At 54.1% G+C, this 16,373-nt stretch carries 15 protein-coding genes and 3 tRNA genes; all 18 read right to left on the bottom strand.

Translation table 11 applies throughout. The annotated features are described in order from the left end of the window. Window positions 1-2 precede the first annotated feature (2 nt). Window positions 3-75 (bottom strand) — tRNA-Lys (locus AC27FC_RS07495). A gap of 3 nt (window positions 76-78) precedes the next feature. Further along, a tRNA-Val gene (locus tag AC27FC_RS07500) sits at window positions 79-154 on the bottom strand. 123 nt (window positions 155-277) lie between these two features. After that, a tRNA-Lys gene (locus AC27FC_RS07505) sits at window positions 278-353 on the bottom strand. 161 nt (window positions 354-514) lie between these two features. After that, window positions 515-1,309, bottom strand: a complete 795-nt coding sequence (gene cpoB, locus AC27FC_RS07510; RefSeq protein ID WP_023310799.1) for a cell division protein CpoB — start codon at window positions 1,307-1,309, stop codon at window positions 515-517. Window positions 1,310-1,318: 9 nt separating this feature from the next. After that, window positions 1,319-1,840, bottom strand: coding sequence for a peptidoglycan-associated lipoprotein Pal (pal, locus tag AC27FC_RS07515; protein WP_003858578.1), 522 nt, complete (start codon window positions 1,838-1,840; stop codon window positions 1,319-1,321). A gap of 35 nt (window positions 1,841-1,875) precedes the next feature. After that, a complete protein-coding gene (gene tolB / locus AC27FC_RS07520) occupies window positions 1,876-3,168 on the bottom strand; it encodes a Tol-Pal system beta propeller repeat protein TolB (protein ID WP_008501103.1) in 1,293 nt (430 codons plus the stop codon). Between the two features lie 134 nt (window positions 3,169-3,302). Further along, the gene (gene tolA, locus AC27FC_RS07525; RefSeq protein ID WP_487159922.1) at window positions 3,303-4,589 is read right to left on the bottom strand and encodes a cell envelope integrity protein TolA; all 1,287 of its coding nucleotides are present in this window, start codon (window positions 4,587-4,589) and stop codon (window positions 3,303-3,305) included. 28 nt (window positions 4,590-4,617) lie between these two features. Further along, window positions 4,618-5,046 carry a colicin uptake protein TolR gene (gene tolR, locus AC27FC_RS07530; protein WP_003858589.1) on the bottom strand — a complete coding sequence of 143 codons (429 nt, stop codon included), beginning with the start codon at window positions 5,044-5,046 and terminating at the stop codon, window positions 4,618-4,620. A gap of 3 nt (window positions 5,047-5,049) precedes the next feature. After that, a complete protein-coding gene (gene tolQ, locus AC27FC_RS07535) occupies window positions 5,050-5,742 on the bottom strand; it encodes a Tol-Pal system protein TolQ (protein WP_008501101.1) in 693 nt (230 codons plus the stop codon). Continuing rightward, entirely contained in the window at window positions 5,739-6,143 is a 405-nt protein-coding gene (ybgC, locus tag AC27FC_RS07540) for a tol-pal system-associated acyl-CoA thioesterase (protein WP_003858593.1), read from the bottom strand. Before ybgC ends, tolQ begins: the two co-directional genes overlap by 4 nt. 148 nt (window positions 6,144-6,291) lie before the next feature. Further along, on the bottom strand, window positions 6,292-6,582 hold the full coding sequence (gene ybgE / locus AC27FC_RS07545) for a cyd operon protein YbgE (protein WP_014831116.1): 291 nt from the start codon (window positions 6,580-6,582) through the stop codon (window positions 6,292-6,294). Then, window positions 6,582-6,695: a cytochrome bd-I oxidase subunit CydX gene (gene cydX, locus AC27FC_RS07550; protein WP_003858598.1), complete on the bottom strand. Its 114-nt coding sequence runs from the start codon at window positions 6,693-6,695 to the stop codon at window positions 6,582-6,584. Before cydX ends, ybgE begins: the two co-directional genes overlap by 1 nt. A 14-nt stretch (window positions 6,696-6,709) precedes the next feature. Then, window positions 6,710-7,849: a cytochrome d ubiquinol oxidase subunit II gene (cydB, locus tag AC27FC_RS07555; protein ID WP_047061368.1), complete on the bottom strand. Its 1,140-nt coding sequence runs from the start codon at window positions 7,847-7,849 to the stop codon at window positions 6,710-6,712. 15 nt (window positions 7,850-7,864) lie between these two features. Continuing rightward, window positions 7,865-9,433, bottom strand: a complete 1,569-nt coding sequence (cydA, locus tag AC27FC_RS07560) for a cytochrome ubiquinol oxidase subunit I (protein ID WP_023310795.1) — start codon at window positions 9,431-9,433, stop codon at window positions 7,865-7,867. A gap of 732 nt (window positions 9,434-10,165) precedes the next feature. After that, complete coding sequence (gene sucD / locus AC27FC_RS07565; RefSeq protein ID WP_008501094.1) at window positions 10,166-11,035, bottom strand: succinate--CoA ligase subunit alpha; 870 nt, start codon at window positions 11,033-11,035, stop codon at window positions 10,166-10,168. Next, window positions 11,035-12,201, bottom strand: coding sequence for an ADP-forming succinate--CoA ligase subunit beta (gene sucC, locus AC27FC_RS07570; RefSeq protein ID WP_023310791.1), 1,167 nt, complete (start codon window positions 12,199-12,201; stop codon window positions 11,035-11,037). Before sucC ends, sucD begins: the two co-directional genes overlap by 1 nt. An 83-nt stretch (window positions 12,202-12,284) precedes the next feature. After that, window positions 12,285-13,505: a 2-oxoglutarate dehydrogenase complex dihydrolipoyllysine-residue succinyltransferase gene (odhB, locus tag AC27FC_RS07575; RefSeq protein WP_008501093.1), complete on the bottom strand. Its 1,221-nt coding sequence runs from the start codon at window positions 13,503-13,505 to the stop codon at window positions 12,285-12,287. 14 nt (window positions 13,506-13,519) lie between these two features. Further along, a complete protein-coding gene (sucA, locus tag AC27FC_RS07580; RefSeq protein ID WP_033144953.1) occupies window positions 13,520-16,327 on the bottom strand; it encodes a 2-oxoglutarate dehydrogenase E1 component in 2,808 nt (935 codons plus the stop codon). Between the last annotated feature and the right edge of the window lie 46 nt (window positions 16,328-16,373).

The following is a 16,373-nucleotide window of genomic DNA, read 5'->3' on the forward strand; positions in this document are numbered from 1 at the left end:
GGTGGGTCGTGCAGGATTCGAACCTGCGACCAATTGATTAAAAGTCAACTGCTCTACCAACTGAGCTAACGACCCGAGTGGTGGGTGATGACGGGCTCGAACCGCCGACCCCCTCCGTGTAAAGGAGATGCTCTACCAACTGAGCTAATCACCCACTCTGTACTGCTGGTGTGCGTTAAGTGGTGGGTCGTGCAGGATGACTCGGCTTCGCCTCGCCCTACGGGCCGTTGCTGACGCAACGTTATCCTTCACGTTTTACTACTTCCACCTGACTTAGTGGTGGGTCGTGCAGGATTCGAACCTGCGACCAATTGATTAAAAGTCAACTGCTCTACCAACTGAGCTAACGACCCACTTTTACGCTGTTTTCACGTTGTTTGATATCCCGTGGCAACGGCGGCATATATTACTGATTTAAGAATTCAGCGCAACAAAAATTTCGATGAAGATCACTTAACTGCTTACGAATCATGCTGCACGACCAGAAATAACGCGATTTCTGGTCATGCGATAATCATCCCATCGAATTCAGACGTTTTTGCGCCTGCTTAGCACCTTCGGTACCCGGGAATTTGGAGACCACCTGCTGGTAAACCGCTTTGGCTTTCGCAGTGTCGCCTTTGTCCTGCATGATAACGCCCACTTTATACATCGCATCAGGCGCTTTTGGCGATTTCGGGTAATTTTTCACCACAGAGGCAAAATAAAACGCCGCATCGTCCTTTTTACCCTTGTTGTAATTCAGCTGACCGAGCCAGTAATTCGCATTTGGCTGATAAGTGGAATCAGGGTATTTCTTAACAAAGTTCTGAAACGCAGCAAGCGCGTCATCCTGACGAGATTGATCCTGCACCAGGGCAATGGCCGCGTTGTAGTCCGTATTCGCGTCACCGCTCTGTACAGGCGCACCTGTTGAAGCAGAAGCATCCGCAGCCGGAGCTGATGTCGCCGCACCGGTCTGATCGCCCGCGGCTGGCTGTGCTTGTGCTGCTGCACCACCGCTGCTCAGACTATCCATCTGCAGCAAAATCTGCTTCTGACGTTCCACAACCTGGTTCAACTGATACTGGCTTTCCTGAATCTGGCCGCGGAGAGAGTCAATATCGTTTTGGTTATCAGAAAGTTGTTGCTGGAGTTGGGTTAAAAGCTGGCTGTGAGCGTTAGAAATACGCTCGAGTTGAGTGACCCGGTCTTCTACCGAGCCTGAGCCGACACTACTGATTGGTGCCTGAGCAAAAGCGGCCCAGGGGGCCGCTATTCCAACCAGTAACGACAGACTCAACAGATGATGTCTGAAGTTACTGCTCATGCAATTCTCTTAGTAAACCAGTACGGCACGACGGTTTTTGGAGTAAGCCGCTTCGTCGTGACCCAGTACTGCAGGTTTTTCTTTACCGTAAGAAACGATGGAGATCTGGTCAGCAGAAACGCCTTTACCCTGCAGGTACATTTTAACAGCGTTAGCACGACGTTCACCCAGGGAGATGTTGTACTCTGGAGTACCACGTTCGTCCGCGTGACCTTCTACGGTGACTTTGTAAGATGGGTTGCTACGCAGGAAGTTAGCGTGAGCATCCAGCATCGCAGCGAAGTCAGAACGAATGTCGTATTTATCCAGATCGAAGTAAACGATGTTGTTCTGCTGCAGCTGCTGCATCTGAAGACGCGCTTGCTCTTCAGAAGACATGTTGCCATTGCCGTTCGCGTCCATACCGGTGCCGGCACCCATCATGCCTTCGCCGCTCTGGTCATTGCTGGCGTTCTTGTTAGAAGAACACGCTGCGATTGCCATTACAGGCAGAGCGATCATCAGCCCCTTCAGCACTTTGTTCAGTTGCATTTCTATGATTCCTTTAGTAATCAATTAATTATTATTTACAGATACGGCGACCAGGCAGGTGATTTTACCTGTCCATCAGTTGCCGGAATACGCGCTTTGAAACGCCCATCTGTAGAAACCAGATTCAGCACAGATCCCATCCCCTGAGAAGAGCTGTAGATTACCATCGTGCCGTTAGGTGCCAGACTTGGCGTTTCATCCAGGAACGTTGACGACAGAACTTGAACGCCACCCGCTACCAGATCCTGTTTGGCAATGTGCTGCTGCCCACCGTTGGAGCTCACCATTACCATAAATTTACCGTCGCTGCTCACGTCTGAGTTCTGGTTCTGCGAACCTTCCCAGGTAATACGCTGCGGAGCACCGCCGTTGATGTTGACTTTATAGATTTGTGGACGGCCAGCCTGGTCAGAAGTAAACGCCAGGTTTTGACTATCCGGGAACCATGAAGGTTCAGTGTTGTTGCTGCGACCGTCGGTCACCTGACGGATCTGGCCAGAGCCAATGTCCATCACGTACAGGTTCAGGCTACCGGTTTTTGACAGCGCAAACGCCAGTTTAGACCCGTCCGGAGAGAAGGAAGGTGCACCGTTGTGACGTGGGAAAGACGCCACCTGACGAACAGCACCGTTTGCCAGCGTCTGGATAACCAGCGCTGAACGGCCGCTTTCGAAGGTTACATAGGCCAGTTTAGAACCGTCAGGAGACCAGGCTGGAGACATCAGCGGCTGTGAAGAACGTTTCACCAGGAACTGGTTGTAGCCGTCGTAGTCAGATACGCGCAGCTCATACGGGAACTGACCACCGTTGGTCTGCACCACATAAGCAATACGGGTACGGAACGCCCCTTTAATGCCGGTCAGTTTTTCAAATACCGCATCGCTGGCAGCGTGTGCCGCGTAGCGCAGGTACTGCTTAGTGACCTTGTAAGAGTTCTGTGCCAGAACGGTACCCGGTGCACCGCCGGTATCCACCAGCTGCCAGGCCACGTTGTAAGAGCCGTCCGGGTTAGGCGTAACCTGACCCACAACCACGGCATCAATACCCAGTGCAGACCATGCTGCAGGCTGTACTTCCTGCGCGCTGCCCGGCTGCTGCGGCAGACGAGAACGATCTAACGGGTTGAATTTACCGCTGTTACGCAGGTCAGCCGCCACGATGCCACCGGCATCTTCAGGTGCAGCGCCAGGACCGGCCCACTGGAACGGAACAACACCGATTGGGCGTGCCGAGTCCACCCCCTGGGTGATCTCGATACGTACTTCTGCGTGCAGTACTGCTGCCCACAGCATTAAAAAACTAAATGCTACACGTAATGCCTGCTTCATCATATCTCCCTTATCCGGGTAACCTTACCCACGATAATTTAGCAGAATGTTAACAAACTCAAATAGACAAAACTACCAGAACCCTGTGACTAAACCTGGTCTATTTTTCCCCGTTTGCACGGGGAAAATGTAACTTAAGGTTTGAAGTCCAGCGGCGCATTTTTGAAGACTTCGTAAACTGCCTGAGACGGCGGTTTAGGCATCTTCGCCTGACGCGCTGCAGCCAGGGCCGCAGTACATAAAGCCGGGTCGCCACCTTCAGACTTGATATCCAGCAGCATGCCGTCCGGAGCCAGTTTTATACGCAACGTACACGTTTTACCGGTATAGGAAGACGCATCATAGAATCGGCTTTCAATAGCGGATTTAATCTGCGCGGCATAACCGTTGATTTCAGCCCCTGTCGCACCGTTACTCTTAGTGTTACCACTTCCCGTCGGCGCTGCGTTGTTTCCTTTCGCCCCACCGCCCGTTTTCGGTGCATTCTTACCGGAGCTTAAATCGCCCAGCAGATCGTCCACCCCTGCGGCAGCAGCGGCTTTTTCAGCAGCCGCGGCCTTTTTGGCCGCCGCTTTATCAGCAGCAGCTTTCTTATCGGCAGCGGCCTTCTCAGCTGCAGCTTTCTCATCGGCTGCAGCCTTCTCAGCTGCAGCTTTTTTATCGGCAGCGGCTTTTTCAGCGGCGGCAGCTTTTTCTGCAGCCGCTTTCTCAGCAGCAGCCGCTTTCTTCGCGGCCTCGGCAGCAGCTTTCTTCTCTGCTTCCTGAGCGGCTTTTTTCGCGGCTTCCGCTTCGGCTTTCTTCTGAGCATCAGCAGCGGCTTTCTTCGCCGCTTCCGCTTCAGCTTTCTTCTGAGCATCGGCAGCGGCTTTCTTCGCCGCTTCCGCTTCAGCTTTCTTCTGAGCATCAGCAGCGGCTTTCTTCGCCGCTTCTGCCGCTAATTTTGCCTGGGCATCAGCCTGTGCTTTCGCGTCCGCTGCGGCTTTTGCTGCCGCCTCTTCCGCCTGCTTTTGCTGTTCCTGTGCTTTCTTCGCGGCCTCTTCGGCTTGCTTCTGCTGTTCCGCCTGCTCTTTCGCAGCTTCCTGCGCCTGCAAACGCTCTTTCTCAAGCTGCTTCAGACGCTCCTGCTCTGCGGCCTGCTTTTCACGCAGTTCTTCCGCCTGCTGTTGCGACTGTTTTTCACGCTGCTCTTCAGCCCGTTTGGCACTCGCCTTCTGCTGCTGTTCGCGATTATAGTTCTGTACTACCGCACCGGGATCCACCATCACGGCGTCAATGGAAGACCCTCCACCGCCACCGGCTGATGCATCAATATGCTCGTCGAACGAACTCCAGATCAGCGCTGCAAAGAGAATCACGTGCAGCACTGCGGAGACGATTATCGCTCGCTTAAGCTTGTCGTTCTGTTCGGTTGCCTTTGACACTATCGGTTCCCAAAAACTACGCGGATGATCAAATAGGTTGGGTCATTAAGCCAACTGACTTAACACCCGCACTATGTAGCAAGTTCAGCGCTTTAATAATTTCATCGTAGGGTACGTCTTTCGCGCCACCGATTAAGAAGACCGTTTTCGGATTTGACTCCAGACGACGCTGCGCTTCAGCAATAACCTGCTCAGGCGGCAGCTGATCCATACGATCTTTCTCTACCACGACGCTGTATTGCCCTACGCCGGAAACCTCAATGATAACCGGAGGATCGTCATTGGTGCTCACCGCCTGTGATTCTGTCGCATCCGGCAGATCCACTTCCACGCTCTGGGTAATGATTGGCGCTGTCGCCATGAAGATCAGCAGCAGTACCAGCAGGACGTCCAGCAGTGGAACGATATTGATTTCGGACTTGAGCTCGCGACGACCTCGTCCACGCGATCTGGCCATGGTTTACCCCTTGTTGCTCTCGGTGCTGGTAAACGCCTGACGGTGCAGAATCGCAGTGAACTCTTCCATAAAGTTGTCGTAGTTCAGTTCCAGTTTGTTCACGCGCTGGTTCAGACGGTTATAAGCCATAACCGCAGGAATTGCCGCAAACAGACCGATAGCGGTCGCAATCAGTGCTTCAGCGATACCCGGTGCAACCATCTGCAACGTCGCCTGCTTCACCGCGCCCAGCGCGATAAAGGCGTGCATGATCCCCCACACGGTACCAAACAGGCCGATATACGGGCTGATGGAACCGACAGTGCCGAGGAATGGAATATGCGTTTCGAGATTTTCCAGCTCACGGTTCATAGAGATACGCATCGCACGCGAGGCACCTTCTACAACCGCTTCCGGCGCATGATTGTTTGCACGATGCAGACGAGCAAACTCTTTGAAACCGCTATAAAAAATTTGCTCGGAGCCTGTAAGGTTTTCACGGCGCCCCTGGCTTTCCTGATACAGACGAGAAAGCTCAATACCCGACCAGAACTTATCTTCAAACGCTTCAGCTTCACGGCCAGCGGCATTGAGGATACGCGTTCTCTGGATGATGATGGCCCAGGATGCGATTGAAAAACCAATCAAAATCAACATGATAAGTTTAACCAGAAGGCTTGCCTTCAGGAACAAATCAAGGATATTCATGTCAGTCACTGCTTAAACTCCGCGACAATAGACTTAGGAAGCGCACGAGGCTTCATTATGGTTGGATCAACACAAACAATCAGCACTTCAGCTGAGTTCAGTACGGTATTCTCTGCGTTGACTATCCGCTGCGTGAAAACCAGTGAGGTCCCGCGCATTGATGTAATTTCAGTTTGGACTTCGAGCATATCGTCGAGTCTGGCAGGCGCAAAATACTCAAGCGTCATCTTGCGTACCACGAAGGCAACTCGCTCAGCCAACAGCACCTGTTGACTAAAGTGATGATGGCGCAGCATCTCTGTGCGTGCCCGTTCATAAAAAGCAACGTAGCTGGCGTGGTAAACCACACCACCGGCATCGGTATCTTCGTAATAGACACGAACCGGCCATCGAAACAGCGTTGTATTCACTTTACATCCCGGTAATGCAACAAAAGTTAATGCTTTTAAACTTCGCTACTATACGCGCGGGAAAGAGGGTTGGGAATGGGAGAAAGTAAACGGAGAGTAAATTTTTATGGGCTCGGGTAAGCCCATAACGTTAACGGACATTTCTTATTCAGAAGAAGAAGAAAATCAAACCGGCGAGAAGCACCAGATCGGCAATCAGCGGGCAAAAAATTCCCTGCCAGTGAATGGCTTTCGGACGAAAGCCGACGCCGTGGATCACACCTGCGCACACCGCCCACATAATGAGAAAGCCGTGCCAGATTTCAAGCTCGCTGGTTTTCGCTGCAAAGCGCGAAGGGTCCCAGAAGATACAACCTGCCAGCAGTAATGCCATCACTAAAGAAAGCGCCCGTAACGGGCGCTTATCCATTACCGCGTAAAGCGTCGCGATAATATTCATCAGTGTTTTTCTTCACCCGCTTTGGTCGCTTCGACGTGCTCAAGCGCCAGGGCAGTGATGACACCAAATGCACAGGCAAGAAGCGTCCCTAAAATCCATGCGAAATACCACATATTCAGCTCCTTACTTAGTACATAGAGTGGGTGTTGCTTTCGATATGTTCTTTAGTGATGCGACCGAACATTTTCCAGTAACACCAGGTGGTGTAGAGCAGGATAATCGGTACGAACACGCAAGCAACATACGTCATCAGGTTCAGCGTCAGCTGGCTGGACGTTGCGTCCCACATGGTCAGGCTAGCATTCAGCATGGTGCTGGATGGCATGACGAATGGGAACATCGCAATACCCGCCGTCAGGATGATGCACGCCAGGGTCAGCGAAGAGAACACGAACGCCAGCGCGCCTTTCTCCAGACGAGACGTCAACACGGTCAGCAGCGGCAGCAATACGCCCAGAGCCGGGATCGCCCACAGCGCAGGGGTGTTATTGAAGTTCACCAGCCATGCGCCAGCCTGACGCGCCACTTCTTTGGTCAGCGGGTTAGACGGTGCCGAGTGGTTAATTGCAGAGGTCACCACATAACCATCAATGCCGTACACCACCCACACACCGGCCAGTGCGAAGCAGACCAGCGTGACCAGCGCAGCGACCTGAGCCGTCGCGCGAGAACGCAGGTGCAGTTCACCAACCGTACGCATCTGCAGATAGGTTGCGCCCTGAGTGATGATCATCGCCACGCTCACCACGCCGGCCAGCAGGCCAAACGGATTCAGCAGCTGGAAGAAGTTACCGGTGTAGTAAAGACGCATGTATTCGTCCAGGTGGAACGGTACGCCCTGCAGCAGGTTACCGAACGCCACGCCGATCACCAGCGGTGGAACGAAGCTACCGATAAAGATGCCCCAGTCCCACATGTTGCGCCAGCGGGTGTCTTCAATCTTGGAACGGTAGTCGAAACCAACCGGACGGAAGAATAAAGAGGCCAGCACCAGAATCATCGCCACGTAGAAGCCGGAGAACGCAGCCGCGTAGACCATCGGCCAGGCAGCGAACAGCGCGCCGCCAGCGGTGATCAGCCACACCTGGTTACCGTCCCAGTGAGGGGCGATGGAGTTGATCATGATTCGACGCTCGGTGTCATTACGACCGAGGAAACGGGTGAGCATCCCCACCCCCATGTCGAAACCATCCGTGACGGCAAAACCGATCAGCAGAACGCCAACCAGCAGCCACCAGATAAAACGCAATACTTCATAATCGATCATTTGATGACTCCTGTCTTAGCGTGCCGGCTGAGTAGTCGCAGTGGACTGCTCGTAGTGATAGCGACCGGTTTTCAGGCTGCTTGGGCCAAGGCGCGCGAACTTGAACATCAGGAACAGTTCAGCCACCAGGAACAGGGTGTACAGACCACAAATCAGCAGCATGGAGAAGATCAGGTCGCCCGCTGTCAGGGACGAGTTCGCTACCGCCGTTGGCAGTACCTCACCAATCGCCCATGGCTGACGGCCGTACTCCGCAACAAACCAGCCGGATTCGATCGCGATCCACGGCAGTGGAATACCGTACAGCGCGGTGCGCAGCAGCCATTTTTTCTCGCCGATGCGGTTACGAATCACGGACCAGAAGGACGCCGCAATGATCAGCAGCATGATGATGCCGCAGCCCACCATGATACGGAATGCGAAGTACAGTGGCGCAACGCGTGGAATCGAGTCTTTGGTTGCCATCTGGATCTGCGCTTCTGTCGCATCAGAAACGTTCGGGGTATAACGCTTCAGCAGCAAACCGTAACCCAGATCTTTCTTCACGTTGTTGAACTGGTCGCGAACGGCCTGGTCGGTAGAACCGGCACGCAGCTGTTCCAGCAGCGAGTAGGCTTTCATACCGTTACGGATACGCTCTTCGTGCTGAACCATCAGCTCTTTCAGACCGGTCACCTGCTTATCAACAGAACGGGTGGCGATGATACCCAGCGCATAAGGGATCTGAATGGCGAAGCGGTTTTCCTGAGCGTCCTGATCCGGAATACCGAACAGCGTAAAGGCAGCAGGCGCCGGTTGGGTTTCCCATTCGGCTTCGATGGCGGCCAGTTTGGTTTTCTGCACGTCACCCATTTCGTAACCGGATTCATCACCCAGAACGATAACAGAGAGGATTGCAGCCATACCGAAGCTTGCAGCGATAGCAAAGGAGCGCTTAGCAAACGCGAAGTCACGACCGCGCAGCATGTAGTAAGAGCTGATGCCCAGTACAAACATCGCGCCGCACACGTAGCCAGAAGCGACGGTGTGAACGAATTTAACCTGTGCAACCGGGTTCAGGACCAGCTCGGCAAAGCTGACCATCTCCATACGCATGGTTTCGAAGTTGAAATCAGACGCGATAGGGTTCTGCATCCAGCCGTTCGCCACCAGAATCCACAGCGCGGACAGGTTCGAACCTAATGCCACCAGCCAGGTCACCGCCATATGCTGGACTTTACCCAGACGGTCCCAGCCGAAGAAGAACAGACCTACAAAGGTGGATTCGAGGAAGAATGCCATCAGACCTTCAATGGCCAGCGGCGCACCGAAGATATCCCCTACATAGTGGGAATAGTAAGACCAGTTAGTCCCGAACTGGAACTCCATGGTCAAACCGGTTGCCACGCCCAGCGCGAAGTTGATACCAAACAACTTGCCCCAGAACTTGGTCATATCTTTATAAATCTGTTTGCCGGAGAGAACGTATACCGTTTCCATAATGGCCAGCAGGAACGCCATACCGAGCGTCAGTGGCACAAACAGGAAGTGGTACATCGCGGTCAAGGCAAACTGTAAGCGCGACAGTTCGACTATATCTAACATCATGACTCCTTGCTCATCGCATGAAGACTCCGAGAGTGAACCCCGTCAGAGAGAGATCCACACGCATGCCCCAATACAAATTATTCGCATCCTTGTCGTCGTTATTACCCTGAAGGAGGATAAAAACGATGACGTGAGGTTACAAATACGTTAATAAAAAACTCAAATTGATCCCGCAAATATAATACGCTGCAAAACCCTTACAATAAACAGGTTTTTATTGAATCACATTTACGTTTTTCGACGGCGATCAATTTATAGCAAAATTACCACTTTTCGGCCATTTTGATCGGGGACAATTTACCGCCTTTTGATGGGTTTTTCCAAGGATTAAACATTGATTTAAATCAAAAACAATCCTTTGTGTTAAATGTGTTTTGATGCGGTGAACATAGTAAAAACCATGTTAAAGATATGTATATAAAATACAATTAAGGTTATCAAGTCGATTGATGAATATAAACAGAAGTGATTTTTATTAACTCAGAAGCCCGAATGCCTAATTTATTCAGGACATAAATTTTAGTGCGCTTTTCGTTTTTTTCCATCCGCTCTCTTTAAGGTAAATAAATAACAATTATTTTACTTTTATCCTCCTCTCTAATTAACACCATTTAGTGACTATTGCATGACGCCCGGCAGGCAATAAAAAAGGCCGCTTTACAGCGGCCAACCATGTCGAAACGGACATTTTTATACTTCAACGCCCCCCTTTCGGGGAGCAGAGAGGACTTACTTAATGATGGATTTCAGTGCTTCGCCGATATCCGCCAGGCTGCGAACGGTTTTCACGCCTGCGGCTTCCAGCGCTGCGAATTTCTCATCAGCCGTACCTTTACCCCCGGCAATGATCGCGCCTGCGTGACCCATACGCTTGCCTTTCGGCGCGGTCACACCCGCGATGTAACCGACAACTGGCTTGGTCACGTGTTCTTTGATGTAAGCAGCGGCTTCTTCTTCCGCGCTACCACCGATCTCACCGATCATCACGATCGCTTCGGTCTGTGGATCTTCCTGGAACAGCTTCAGGATGTCGATGAAGTTAGAGCCAGGGATCGGGTCACCGCCGATGCCCACGCAGGTGGACTGGCCGAAGCCGTAATCGGTGGTCTGCTTCACAGCTTCATAGGTCAGCGTACCGGAACGGGACACGATGCCCACTTTCCCCGGCTTGTGAATGTGGCCCGGCATGATGCCGATTTTGCATTCGCCCGGGGTGATAACGCCAGGGCAGTTCGGGCCGATCATGCGCACGCCTGCTTCATCCAGCTTCACCTTCACGGTCAGCATATCCAGCGTCGGGATGCCTTCAGTGATGGTGATGATCAGCTTGATGCCTGCGTCGATCGCTTCCAGAATGGAGTCTTTGCAGAACGGTGCCGGAACGTAGATCACGGTCGCGGTTGCGCCCGTCGCTTCGACGGCTTCACGCACGGTGTTGAATACCGGCAGGCCCAGATGCGTGGTGCCGCCTTTACCTGGCGTTACGCCGCCAACCATCTGCGTGCCGTAGGCAATCGCCTGTTCGGAGTGGAAAGTCCCCTGGCTACCGGTGAAGCCCTGGCAGATAACCTTGGTATCTTTATTAATTAAAACTGACATTATTTCCCCTCCACTGCGGCAACAACCTGCTGAGCTGCATCCGTCAGACTTTTCGCTGCAATAATATTCAGGCCGCTGTCAGCCAGTTTTTTCGCGCCGAGTTCAGCGTTGTTACCTTCCAGACGCACAACCACCGGAACGTTCACGCCCACTTCTTCTACCGCACCGATGATACCGTCGGCGATCAGGTCGCAACGAACGATGCCGCCGAAGATGTTAACCAGAACGGCCTTCACGTTGTCGTCAGAGAGGATGATTTTGAACGCTTCGGTTACGCGCTCTTTGGTTGCGCCACCGCCTACGTCGAGGAAGTTTGCTGGCTCACCGCCGTGCAGCTTAACGATGTCCATGGTGCCCATTGCCAGGCCCGCACCGTTAACCATACAGCCGATGTTGCCGTCCAGCGCCACGTAGTTCAGCTCCCACTGTGCAGCCTGCGCTTCACGCGGATCTTCCTGAGACTGGTCGCGCATTTCGCGCAGATCGGACTGGCGGAACAGCGCGTTGCCGTCAGCGCCCAGCTTGCCGTCGAGGCAGATCAGGTCGCCCTGGGTGGTGATCACCAGCGGGTTGATCTCGATCAGCGCCAAATCGCGCTCCAGGAAGATGTTCGCCAGACCCATGAAGATCTTGGTGAACTGCTGAACCAGCTTGCCTTCCAGGCCCAGTTTGAACGCCAGCTCGCGACCCTGGTAAGGCATTGGGCCCGCCAGCGGATCGATTGCCACTTTGTGGATCAGGTGCGGGGTTTCTTCCGCCACTTTTTCGATTTCCACGCCGCCTTCGGTAGACGCCATGAACACCACGCGACGGGAGCTACGGTCAACAACCGCGCCCAGGTACAGTTCTTTCGCGATGTCGGTCGCCGCTTCAACCAGGATCTGGTTAACCGGCTGGCCGTTCGCATCTGTCTGGTACGTTACCAGACGCTTGCCGAGCCAATGTTCAGCAAACGCACGAATCTCTTCTTTGCTCTTAACAACCTTCACACCGCCCGCTTTACCACGGCCACCAGCGTGAACCTGACACTTAACTACCCAAGGGCCGGAACCGATTTTAGATGCGGCTTCTTCTGCTTCACGCGGGGTAGTACAGGCATAACCCACCGGAGCCGGTAAGCCATACCGGGCAAACAGCTGTTTGGCCTGATATTCATGTAAGTTCATGTGTTCTATCCATCCTTCAGGTAATCGTTAGGTCGTGCTTTTATTGGCCCGGCAGCCATACGCCGCCGGGCAAGACTGCAAAACTAGACGTCCAGCAGCAGACGGGTTGGATCTTCCAGCAGCTCTTTAATCGCGACCAGGAAGCCCACGGACTCGCGGCCGTCGATCAGGCGGTGATCGTATGAGAGCGCCAGGTACATCATCGGCAGGATCTCAACTTTACCGTCTACCGCCATCGGGCGATCTTTAATGGCATGCATACCCAGGATCGCGCTCTGCGGCGGGTTAATGATCGGGGTAGACATCAGCGAGCCGAATACGCCGCCGTTGGTAATGGTAAAGTTACCGCCGGTCAGGTCGTCTACGGTCAGCTTGCCGTCGCGGCCTTTAACAGCCAGCTCTTTAATGTTTTTCTCGATGTCAGCCATACCCAGGGTATCCACATCACGCAGAACCGGGGTGACCAGGCCGCGTGGAGTAGAAACCGCCATGCTGACGTCGAAATAGTTGTGGTAAACCACGTCATCGCCATCGATAGACGCGTTCACTTCCGGGTAGCGTTTCAGCGCTTCAACTACCGCCTTCACGTAGAAGGACATAAAGCCCAGACGGATACCGTGACGTTTTTCAAACGCGTCACCGTACTGCTTGCGCAGGTCCATGATTGGCTTCATGTTCACTTCGTTGAAGGTGGTCAGCATCGCGGTGGAGTTTTTCGCTTCCAGCAGACGCTCGGCCACGCGCTTGCGCAGGCGAGTCATTGGCACGCGTTTTTCGCTGCGGGCACCCAGAGCAGGCTGCGCTGCTGGTGCTGCCGCAGGGGCTTTCGCTTCTGCCTGAGCAGGCGCTTTCGCAAGGTGTTTGTCGATGTCTTCGCGGGTCAGACGACCGCCCACACCGGTGCCTTTGATGGCTGCCGGGTCGAGGCTGTGTTCAGCCAGCAGGCGACGGATCGCCGGGCTGAGGGCATCGTTAGACTGTTCTTCCAGAGAAGCCTGCTGGCGCTGAGCCGGCGTAGAGGCTTTCTCTTCAGATTTCGCGCTGGACTCTTTGCCCGCGCTGTTGCCTTCACGCAGGCGACCCAGGATCTGACGAGAGGTTACGGTGGTACCTTCATCTTCCAGCACCGCGTCCAGAACGCCATCCGCCGAAGCCGGTACTTCCAGTACCACTTTGTCAGTTTCGATTTCTACCAGCACTTCATCGCGCTTAACGGCATCGCCTGGTTTTTTGTGCCAGGTAGCGACGGTCGCATCTGCTACGGATTCAGGCAGGTCGGGAACAAGAATATCTACGCTACTCATTTTGTATCCTTTAATTAATCGACGTTCAGCGCGTCATTGACCAGATCTTGTTGCTGCTTCTGGTGAACGGACATATACCCTACCGCCGGAGAGGCGGAGGCCGGGCGACCTGCATAACGCAGGGCTGACCCAAATGGAATCACTTCACGGAAATGATGCTGGCTGCAGTACCATGCGCCCTGGTTGAGCGGCTCTTCCTGGCACCAGACAAAATCATGTACGTGAGCATATTGTTTCAGCACTTCCTGCATCGCCTGATGCGGGAACGGATAAAGCTGTTCGATACGCACGATGGCGACATCTTTCTGATCGTTCTTGCGGCGCTGTTCCAGCAGGTCGTAATAAACCTTACCAGAACACATCACCACGCGCTTCACGCCCTGCGGATCCAGCTCGTCAATTTCACCGATGGCTGGCAGGAAGGTTCCGTTCGCCAGTTCTTCCAGGCTCGACACCGCCAGCGGGTGACGCAGCAGGGATTTCGGCGACATCACCACCAGCGGACGGCGCATACCGCGCAGCGCCTGACGACGCAGCATGTGGTAGACCTGAGCCGGGGTGGACGGCACGCAGACCTGCATGTTCTGCTCGGCGCAGAGCTGCAGATAACGTTCCAGACGCGCGGAGGAGTGCTCCGGACCCTGACCTTCATAACCGTGCGGCAGCAGCATCACCAGGCCACACATGCGGCCCCACTTCTGCTCGCCGGAGGAGATGAACTGGTCGATAACCACCTGCGCGCCGTTGGCGAAGTCACCGAACTGCGCTTCCCAGATGGTCAGGGTGCGTGGTTCAGCGGTGGCATAACCGTATTCGAAGGCCAGAACCGCTTCTTCAGACAGCACGGAGTCCCAGACCTTGAACTGGCCCTGACCGTTGTGCACGTGCTGCAGCGGGGTGTAGGTTGAACCGTTGGACTGGTTGTGAACAACCGCGTGACGGTGGAAGAAGGTCCCACGGCCCGCATCTTCACCGGACAGACGAACAGGAATGCCTTCGTCAACCAGCGTTGCGTAAGCCAGCGTTTCAGCGCCGCCCCAGTCGAACAGCTTCTCGCCTGCCGCCATGGACTGACGGTCAGCGTAAATTTTCGCCACGCGTGACTGCATCTCGATAGCGTCCGGTACGGTGCTGATGCGTTTAGCCAGCTCCTGCAGGCGCTTCATCTCAACCTTGTTCGGGTAGCTCTCATCCCACTCGTGGTTGAGGTACGGCGACCAGGTAAAGGAGTGCATGTTCATCGGGCGCAGTTCTTTCACCACGCATTCACCCGCATCCAGCGCGTCGCGGTAGAGGTTGACCATTTCGGTCGCATCTTCCAGCGTCGTCACTTTGTCGCTCTCCAGCTTGTCAGCATAGATTTTGCGCGGGGTCGGGTGTTTTTTGATTTTCTGATACATCAACGGCTGGGTTGCACTTGGCTCGTCCGCTTCGTTGTGGCCGTGACGGCGGTAGCAGAAGAGGTCAATGAACACATCGCGTTTAAAGGTATTACGGAAGTCCAGCGCCAGACGGGTCACGAAAGCAACGGCTTCCGGGTCATCCGCGTTAACGTGGAAGATCGGTGCCTGCACCATCTTACCGATGTCGGTGCAGTACGGGGTAGAACGCGCGTCCAGCGGGTTAGAGGTGGTGAAGCCCACCTGGTTGTTGATCACGATGCGAACGGTACCGCCCACTTCATAACCACGCGCTTTCGACATGTTCAGGGTTTCCTGAACCACGCCCTGCCCTGTTACCGCCGCATCGCCGTGGATGGTAATTGGCAGCACTTTATTGCTGCTCGGCTCGTCCAGACGATCCAGACGCGCACGCACGGAACCGATAACCACCGGGCTAACGATTTCCAGGTGTGACGGGTTAAACGCCAGCGCCAGGTGAACCAGACCGCCTTCGGTTTCGATATCCGACGAGAAGCCCATGTGGTACTTCACGTCGCCGGTGCCGAGGTGTTCTTTATGTTTGCCCGCGAATTCGTCGAACAGGTCCTGCGGTTTTTTACCCAGCACGTTGACCAGCACGTTCAGACGACCACGGTGCGCCATGCCCAGTACCACTTCACGGGTGCCGCTCTTGCCTGCGTGACGAATCAGCTCTTTGAGCATCGGCACCAGCGCGTCGCCGCCTTCCAGCGAGAAGCGTTTTGCGCCCGGGAATTTCGCGCCCAGATAGCGCTCAAGCCCTTCCGCTGCGGTCAGTTCGTTCAGGAAGCGTTTTTTCTCGTCAGCCGAGAAGGTCGCGTGGCCCGCTACGGATTCGATGCGCTGCTGGATCCAGCGTTTCTCTTCGGTAGAGGTAATGTGCATGTATTCCGCGCCGATGGAGCCGCAGTAGGTTTGCTTGAGCGCGTCAATCAGATCGCCCAGCTTCATCGTGTCTTTGCCGATGGCAAAGGAACCTACGTTAAAGCTTTCCTGGAAATCGGCCTCGGTCAGATCGTGATACGCCGGATCGAGATCGGCCACACGGTCTTGCTGCCACAGTCCCAGCGGATCGAGATTCGCATGCTGGTGACCGCGGAAGCGATAAGCGTTGATAAGCTGCAGGACTTTTACCTGCTTCGCATTAGTGTCAGGGTCGGAAATCGCAGAAGAGTAACGTGAGGCATCCTTCGCCAGACGACGGAAATAATCACGTGTTTTGGAATGGAATTGATCCGGTTTGACCCCTGTGCCAGGCAACTGCTGGAACATGGAACGCCAGTTTGCGTCCACTGAGTCAGGATCGGTTAAGAAGTCTTCATAGAGCTGTTCAATCCAGCTCTGGTTCGCACCAGAAAGGAAAGAAGAGTCCAGCCAGGCTTTCATTGCGCCGTTCTGCATCGTGATCCCTTAAGCATTTTTATGCTTACTTTCGCCGTAGAAACTA

It is taken from the genome of Enterobacter sp. C3_dUdeg (assembly GCF_057536195.1).

What these genes read in the sequence shown, in the direction of transcription:
- cydA (WP_023310795.1), bottom strand. Translation starts at nt 9,433, where the DNA reads ATGTTAGATATAGTCGAACTGTCGCGCTTACAGTTTGCCTTGACCGCG.
- tolR (WP_003858589.1), bottom strand. Translation starts at nt 5,046, where the DNA reads ATGGCCAGATCGCGTGGACGAGGTCGTCGCGAGCTCAAGTCCGAAATC.
- tolB (WP_008501103.1), bottom strand. Translation starts at nt 3,168, where the DNA reads ATGAAGCAGGCATTACGTGTAGCATTTAGTTTTTTAATGCTGTGGGCA.
- sucA (WP_033144953.1), bottom strand. Translation starts at nt 16,327, where the DNA reads ATGCAGAACGGCGCAATGAAAGCCTGGCTGGACTCTTCTTTCCTTTCT.
- cpoB (WP_023310799.1), bottom strand. Translation starts at nt 1,309, where the DNA reads ATGAGCAGTAACTTCAGACATCATCTGTTGAGTCTGTCGTTACTGGTT.
- ybgE (WP_014831116.1), bottom strand. Translation starts at nt 6,582, where the DNA reads ATGAATATTATCGCGACGCTTTACGCGGTAATGGATAAGCGCCCGTTA.
- sucC (WP_023310791.1), bottom strand. Translation starts at nt 12,201, where the DNA reads ATGAACTTACATGAATATCAGGCCAAACAGCTGTTTGCCCGGTATGGC.
- sucD (WP_008501094.1), bottom strand. Translation starts at nt 11,035, where the DNA reads ATGTCAGTTTTAATTAATAAAGATACCAAGGTTATCTGCCAGGGCTTC.
- cydX (WP_003858598.1), bottom strand. Translation starts at nt 6,695, where the DNA reads ATGTGGTATTTCGCATGGATTTTAGGGACGCTTCTTGCCTGTGCATTT.
- odhB (WP_008501093.1), bottom strand. Translation starts at nt 13,505, where the DNA reads ATGAGTAGCGTAGATATTCTTGTTCCCGACCTGCCTGAATCCGTAGCA.
- cydB (WP_047061368.1), bottom strand. Translation starts at nt 7,849, where the DNA reads ATGATCGATTATGAAGTATTGCGTTTTATCTGGTGGCTGCTGGTTGGC.
- pal (WP_003858578.1), bottom strand. Translation starts at nt 1,840, where the DNA reads ATGCAACTGAACAAAGTGCTGAAGGGGCTGATGATCGCTCTGCCTGTA.